6 protein-coding genes are annotated in these 6,643 nt (G+C 51.2%); 1 reads left to right on the top strand and 5 read right to left on the bottom strand.

Annotated elements, in window-relative coordinates; translation table 11 throughout:
- The 5 genes from mutS to QZP87_RS14060 all read right to left on the bottom strand — a co-directional run.
- Positions 1–2,038 (bottom strand): DNA mismatch repair protein MutS (mutS, locus tag QZP87_RS14080; RefSeq protein ID WP_291323557.1); only part of this gene is annotated, 2,038 nt, incomplete at its 3' end.
- A 20-nt stretch (positions 2,039–2,058) separates the two neighbouring features.
- On the bottom strand, positions 2,059–3,156 hold the full coding sequence (locus QZP87_RS14075) for a tetratricopeptide repeat protein (protein ID WP_291323556.1): 1,098 nt from the start codon (positions 3,154–3,156) through the stop codon (positions 2,059–2,061).
- 422 nt (positions 3,157–3,578) lie between these two features.
- Complete coding sequence (locus QZP87_RS14070) at positions 3,579–3,815, bottom strand: hypothetical protein (protein WP_291323555.1); 237 nt, start codon at positions 3,813–3,815, stop codon at positions 3,579–3,581.
- A 283-nt stretch (positions 3,816–4,098) separates the two neighbouring features.
- A complete protein-coding gene (locus tag QZP87_RS14065; protein ID WP_291323554.1) occupies positions 4,099–4,458 on the bottom strand; it encodes a LapA family protein in 360 nt (119 codons plus the stop codon).
- 14 nt (positions 4,459–4,472) lie between these two features.
- Complete coding sequence (locus QZP87_RS14060) at positions 4,473–4,958, bottom strand: HIT domain-containing protein (protein WP_291323553.1); 486 nt, start codon at positions 4,956–4,958, stop codon at positions 4,473–4,475.
- A 773-nt stretch (positions 4,959–5,731) separates the two neighbouring features.
- On the opposite strand from QZP87_RS14060, the gene QZP87_RS14055 reads away from it, so the two are divergent.
- A complete protein-coding gene (locus QZP87_RS14055; RefSeq protein ID WP_291323552.1) occupies positions 5,732–6,208 on the top strand; it encodes a chemotaxis protein CheX in 477 nt (158 codons plus the stop codon).
- The last annotated feature ends 435 nt before the right edge of the window (positions 6,209–6,643 follow it).

Raw genomic sequence — 6,643 nt, 5'->3', positions numbered from 1 at the left:
GGTTGTCCGAAGCCCCCACCCGGGAGAATATCCTGTCGCAAAGCCCCAGGTTGGCCTCCCTGGCCGGCACGAAAGAACCCATCTGGGCCAGGATGGCGATAATGGCCGTCTGCCTGAGCACGGTGGACTTGCCAGCCATGTTTGGGCCGGTAATGAGCAGGATCCTGGCTGGATCCTCCATGTACATATCATTGGGAACGTAGCCGGAACGACCCTGAATGGCCTCAATGGCCGGATGTCTGCCCTTTTTTATCTGCATGCCGATGTCTTTATTCAGCACCGGCCTGCTCCAGTTCCACTCCCTGGCCGCACTGGCCAGGCCCTGCCAGTAGTCTATGCGGGCCAGGCAGGCGGACATATTCTTCATCCTGCTTCCATGACCGGCCACAAACTGCCTGAGTTCACCGAAAAGATCCATTTCCCTGGATTTTCGCTGCTCTGCTGCGCTCAACATGCTGTTTTCCAGGTCTTTTAACTCCGGAGTCAGGTAGCGCTCAGAAGAAGCCAGGGTCTGACGACGCTGGAAATGTTCCGGGACACTGTCCTTCACCGCCCTGGACAACTCGAAATAATAGCCGAACACCCGGTTATAGCCCAGCTTGAGCCTGGGCAGGTCATTTTGAGTGCGCTCTTTCTCCAGCAGTTCCTTGAGCTTGGATTCGCCATGGTCCGTGAGTTCGATCAGTTCGTCCAGGCGCGGATCATATCCGGGCTGAAAAATACCGCCTTCGGTTATGAGATGCGGGGGATTCTCCACCAGGGCCTTTTCCAGGGTGGAACAAAGGTCCTGCATGTCGTCCCAGTTTTCCAGGGTCTTTTTCACCAGACCTGGCTTGTCCTGCATCCCCTGCAGGGCCTTTTTAATCCCCGGCAGTATCTGCAAAGAACGCAGCAGCGCCGCCAGATCCTTGGGGTTGCACCTGTTCAGGGCAATGCGGGTGTTGAGCCTTTCCAGGTCGTAGGCCAGATCCAGCTCCAGGCGCAGCAGTTCGCGCAGGTTGTTGTCCCTGTACAGGCAGTCGACAGCTTGCTGGTTGTCATTTATTGGGCCTGGCTCTTTCCAGGGCTGGCGCAGCCTGGTCTGAAGATATCTGGCCCCCATGGGGGTAAGAGTGCGGTCCAGGACATGCAGAAGAGTGCCCGGGCCTTTTTGCCCTCCCAGGGTCCTGAAAAGCTCCAGGTTACGGATGGTCACCTCGTCCAGGTAAAGATACCTGGTCAGGTTCATGGGTTTGAAGGAAGCCAGGTGGGTCAGTTCTTTCTTGTGGGTCTGGACCATGTACATGAGGATGGCCCCGCAGGCCCGCACCAGGCAGGGCTTGTCCTCCAGGTCCAGCACCTGAAGAGAGACCGCCTGCTGTGAGCGAAGTATCATCTCCCTGGCCGAGCGCGGCTCAAAATATGAGCCGGCAGGGACAAAATTTATCCTGGGCTGCAGGCCCACGTGGGCCCTGGGCGGCTCATATCCCTGGGCAAGAAGTATTTCCGAAGGGTTTATTTTCTGCAGCCACTGCCAGAGTTCGTCCTCGCTTTTAAGCTCCAGCCCGGTCCATTCCCCGGTGGAAAACTCGGCCCAGGCCAGCCCGCCCCTGTCTTTGGATGAATCCCAGAAAAGGGCTCCCAGGTAGTTGTTCTCCCGGGCCTCCAGGCTGCTGTCCTCCACCACCGTTCCCGGGGTGAGCACCCTGGTGACCTCTCTTTTCACCAGACCCCTGGCAGCCCCGGGGTCTTCCACCTGGTCGCAGACTGCCACTTTGTGCCCCTTTTCCAGGAGCTGGCGCAGGTATTCCTCGCAGGCATGATAAGGCACCCCGCACATGGGGACCTTTAACTCGGCATTGGGGTTGCGGGCGGTGAGGGTTATCTGGAGTTCCCGGGCGGCTGTTTCGGCATCTTCAAAGAAAAGCTCGTAAAAATCACCCATGCGGAAAAAAAGCAGGCAGTCTGGATAGTCCTGCTTGATCTGCATATACTGCTCCAGCATTGGAGTCAGCTTTACGTTTTCAGGTATATTTTTCCAGCCGGATACTTGGGGCATCTGGTATTATTGCCTTTGTTTCATTCACCAAGCTGCGTTCTGAAGGAAATGGAATGCCAGCTGTAGCACCTGGGACAGTTGAAAAACAGCTGCTCCCTCTTGAGACCGCACCTCTGGCATACAAAACGCTTCACATGCCTGGCCCGGCGCAGGAAAAACATAAGCTGCGTCCTGAAGCTCTGGGTCATAACCTGGTCGTCCAGGCTGAGTTCCAACATCTCCAGTCTGGCCGGCCAGAAGTCCTGCCCCAGGACCAGGGTTTTCTCAAGCCATTCCAGGCATTCGTCAAGTTTACCACACTGTTTTAGAAAAATTGCGCAATAATAGCAAAGCAACATATCCGGCTCCAGTTCCGCTACGATATTTACAACAATACTGGAGCACTCTGAAGGGCCGGCTTCATTATCCCGGGATAAAGGCCCAGTGGAAACAAACTGAAAAAGCCCTTCCAGCAGGGCAAATCGAAGGTCTACATGTACATTTTTCAGGGCACTTTTGAGGTCAAAGCGCAGGTTGGTCCAGTTCTCCTGCTGATAATCCCTGGAGACTATTTCCAGCCAGGCCTCCACTGAACCAGGGTACACCTTCAAAGCCTTTTCCAGGAGTTTATAACCGGCTTTTGAATCCCTGGACTTTTCCTCATCCTGTGTGGAGGCCCTGACCAGGTAATGTGCCTGAGGCAGGGGCTGCCCGAGCAGTTCGTAATAATCAGAGGCAATTTGAAAATTATTTGAATCAGCAGCAAGTCTGGCCATTTCCTTGATCAGGGCCGGGTCGTCCCCGGTAATCGCATGGGCCTGCTCCAGGGCTGCCTGGGCTCGGTCAAGAATGCCGGCCCTTTTGTAGTCCAGGCCCAGTTCAAACCAGGCCCTGGCCTTGAATTGAGGCTCCAGGTGAGGACGTGCAATCAGGTTGGTCCGAAGCTGAATGGCTCGCTCCAGTTCCCCCTGGGAACGATACAGGTTGCCCAGGGCCAGGTAAATCTCTACAGCATCGGGGTTGTTGCGGACTACCCGGCTCAGTTCTCCAATGGCTGCAAATGTGTCCTGGGAAGGCGGCGGAGAGCCTTCATGAGGATAAATGATTGATGAATGCTGCTCTTTAATTTTGCGCTTCACTCTTTGCAGCCACTGTAACATCCAACACCCCGATATCCCAGCCTTTAGCCCGGACAGGATAAATAACAGGCAGCAATCAGGCGACTGCCAAAAGTCCATTTTATCACGCAAACCACGCAAACCACGCGAAGGGCGTGGCAGGACGCGTGGCAGTAGTCAGTGGTCAGCCTCCGGCCTCTCCGAGATGGATAGTTTTCTGAGCTGGAAACCTTAGTGGCCTGTACACCGGTGGGTGGTCAGTAGAAGATGAGTTGAGTAATCCATATTCAGCACTTCCCCTTCCCGTTTCCTGTCTGACTATTTGCAGTTGCATTAAAAGTATCTGTTCAGCGATTTTAAGGAAAGCAGGGGACAGGCACTCCGGGACCCACTTGAGCATCATTTCGTGCTTAAAATGTCTTATTTTTTGGGACAATCACGCCTCAGGCGTGACGGAAGAGCCAGTCCCCGCGCAACATACAAAGCGCTGAACGGAAACCATCACAAATTGTTGTAAAAAAATTGTTGCCGGCTGGATGACATTTCCAGCCGGCAACACCAGACAAAAAATTAAGCGCCTCTCTAGCTTTTTCAGGCATGACAGGGCAATGACCCTCTGCTTTCATTATCACTACAGCGAAACATTTTAAACTGTTGCGAACAAAATCAAGGGGAAACATTCTGGGGGACACCGGATACCGGTCAGAAACCACCATCGAGAACCCAATGAATGGTTACCAATAAAGGTATCGCTGTAATAATATGAAAACGCCGGGATACACATTTGAAACACCGGGACAGGCTTACCTGTCCCGGTTCCGGATCGGATTATAGCATGCCGCTGCCTGGTCTTAAGCTGCAGGTGAAAAAACTTCCCCCTTGCAGCCATTTATGCAGGGCGGACATGATCTCCGCCACAGCAAATGAGACCAAGCCCGGTAGAATATCGCCGGGGATATCCGTCTAACGGCTCTCCTGACCTTCCTGTGCAGTGGACTGCGTACCCAGGCTTTCATCCTCCAGGGGCATATTGCGCAAAGAGGTGATCTCTTTTTCAAGATCGGCAATCTTGGACTTGCACTTCCTGACTTCAGAATTCATCCTGACTTTTTCAGCCAGCAGGTAGATCAAAGAGATAAACCCGCCGAGAAGAAATCCCACCAGGACAATCAGGTAGTAAGGGATGTCGGTACTTGTGTACTCGTTACCGAAAATCTCCAGGTGCAGCTTGACAGTCTTGGACAGAAGTTCATGGTTTTGCACAAAAAAGAGCATCGCAAAGAAAAACAAAAGAATCAGCAGGGCCACCCTAACATAACGCATGGCTTTCTCCTTTCTCAGGTATAGGTTTTAAAATGTGCTTTCAGTCGGTCATACGCTGTAAGCAGGTGCTCCGGAATAACCGAGGTTTCGCTCATTACCGCCATAAAAGAAAAGTCCCCCACCCAGCGGGGTACCAGGTGAAAATGCAGGTGCTCCTCAATTCCGGCGCCTGCAGCTTCGCCGATATTCAAACCAATATTGATACCGTCGGGGTTGAATGCCTTTTTGAGAATGCTGGTGCATAACTGGATCAGCCCCATCATCTCACTTGCTTCATTGCTGTCAAGCTCTATAAGACACCTTACATGCCTGTAGGGTGCTGTCATCAGGTGTCCGTTGCTGTAGGGAAACCTGTTCATTAAGACAAAGCAGTGTTCTCCCCTTGTCAACACCAGTCTCTTCCTGTCCTGGTCAACGTTTGCAGGCAGGCAGAACAGGCATTGATCTGCTTTGGGTCCCAGAATATACTCTAGTCGCCACGGAGCCCACAGGTTTTTCATGTTTTGTACTCCGAAAACCCTTAAAGCTTTGCAATAGCGCTAACAATACCTGATTATGCACGCCAAGCGTATGGAAACGCAGACTCAGCCCCTGGAGATTGAAGAGTGCATAAAATAAGATTGCCCCCTTGTAAAGAGCACATGTAGATAGTAGTTAAATGCCTTATCAAGGTCAAGACTGGAAAATAGGAGTCGGTTTAAGAATTGACATTTTCGCCGCATCTGTTTAAGTCTGTGAATCGAGGATTCAGGGGTATTCATGCCTGTTTATTGTTCCCATACACATGTTTTCCATACTTTTGCCATTTATCAAAATAACTTGAGAGCTGGACAGTCAAAAGTTTTTTGTAATCTTTTGTTTTTATTGGCTTTTTTGGCAGATCAAAATATTTTTTGGTCCAGACCAGGTATCTATTCAAATTTATTGACTTTATTCCTTACAACCAAGAACGAAGAACCAGGAACTTTGAACTCTCAAGTTGAGAGGTATCTGTTTTGAGCTTTGCATGTCGCATGGCCTCCAGCCCCGCCTCCGGCTCGTAAGGCCTGTGCCTGCTAATCTGCTTCCTGCTCCGCTTTCAGCCCGTAGTCCTTTCAGGCGGGAGGGGAAAGCATACAGCTAGGAGAAAAAGAGTCATACAGCACGGAGAGTGACTGGCTCTCCCCGCACTTATTTTTAAAACCTGTCAATCATCCTTCAGAAAAATAAGTGCGGGGGGTTGCCTGTCCCCTGCTTTCCTATTCAAAAAAAATATAACCAAGGTAAAATAATTATGGATCAGAAGGTTCAGAAAGTAATCAAGACATTTGTGGTCTCAGTTATTAATGTTCTTGGCACAATGGCCATGGTGGACGCCAGGCCGGGAAAGGCTTACGTCAAAAAAGACAATACAGCCAAAGGTGATATTTCCGGAGTCATAGGTTTTTCAAGTCCCAACGGTAAAAACAAGGGAACCATGTCAGTCAGCTTTTCTCAGGCATCAGTTCTGGGCATTATCAACAATATGCTCGGTGAGAACTATAAGGAAGTGACCAACGAGGTCACCGATGCCGTGGGGGAGTTGACCAATATGATTTCCGGCCAGGCCAGGAAAGGCCTGGCCGAGATCGGGATGCAGTTTGAAGGTGCAATACCCACCGTGGTCACAGGCAAAGACCATTCTATAAGGCATGTCTCGTCCTCGGCCATCCTGGCCATCCCCTTTGACACCGACGGCGGCCCCCTGACCGTGGAGATATGCATCAGCTGAGCCCAAGTAAAAAGGGCTGCCTTTCAGCAGTCTCTTTCCTGCCCGGTATCTGTTTAGCGCTTTGTATGTGGCATGGGGACTGGCTCTTCCGTCACGCCTGAGGCGTGATTGTCCCAAAAAATGAGATATTTTAAGCACAAAATGATTGCTCAAGTGGGTCCCGGAGTGCCTGTCACTTGCTTTCTTAAAAGCTCTAAACACATACCCTGCCCGCAACCCAAAGAAGAAGATTATTGAACCACAAAGACACGAAGGCCACCCGTGTTAAACACCCCATAGGGGACCCCGGTTTAACCGGGCAGGCTAAGTTTAAAACAGTAAGGAGGGTATTTTTTTAAAACCGGGTAACGGTTTTCAAAAAGGCTGCCTTTTCATTTGCCGTCTTCCCGGCAAATGAAAAACCAAAACCCTTTGTGCTTTCTTCCTTTGTGTCCT

Origin of the sequence: Desulfonatronospira sp., assembly GCA_003563255.1 — a bacterium.
Classification (GTDB): Bacteria; Desulfobacterota; Desulfovibrionia; order Desulfovibrionales; family Desulfonatronovibrionaceae; genus Desulfonatronospira.
This window is presented reverse-complemented; position numbering and strand designations above follow the sequence as displayed.

Excerpts from the sequence above, each read along its gene's own strand:
- QZP87_RS14065 (WP_291323554.1), bottom strand. The coding sequence starts at position 4,458 with ATGCGTTATGTTAGGGTGGCCCTGCTGATTCTTTTGTTTTTCTTTGCG.
- QZP87_RS14055 (WP_291323552.1), top strand. The coding sequence starts at position 5,732 with ATGGATCAGAAGGTTCAGAAAGTAATCAAGACATTTGTGGTCTCAGTT.
- QZP87_RS14060 (WP_291323553.1), bottom strand. The coding sequence starts at position 4,958 with ATGAAAAACCTGTGGGCTCCGTGGCGACTAGAGTATATTCTGGGACCC.
- QZP87_RS14070 (WP_291323555.1), bottom strand. The coding sequence starts at position 3,815 with ATGTTTCCCCTTGATTTTGTTCGCAACAGTTTAAAATGTTTCGCTGTA.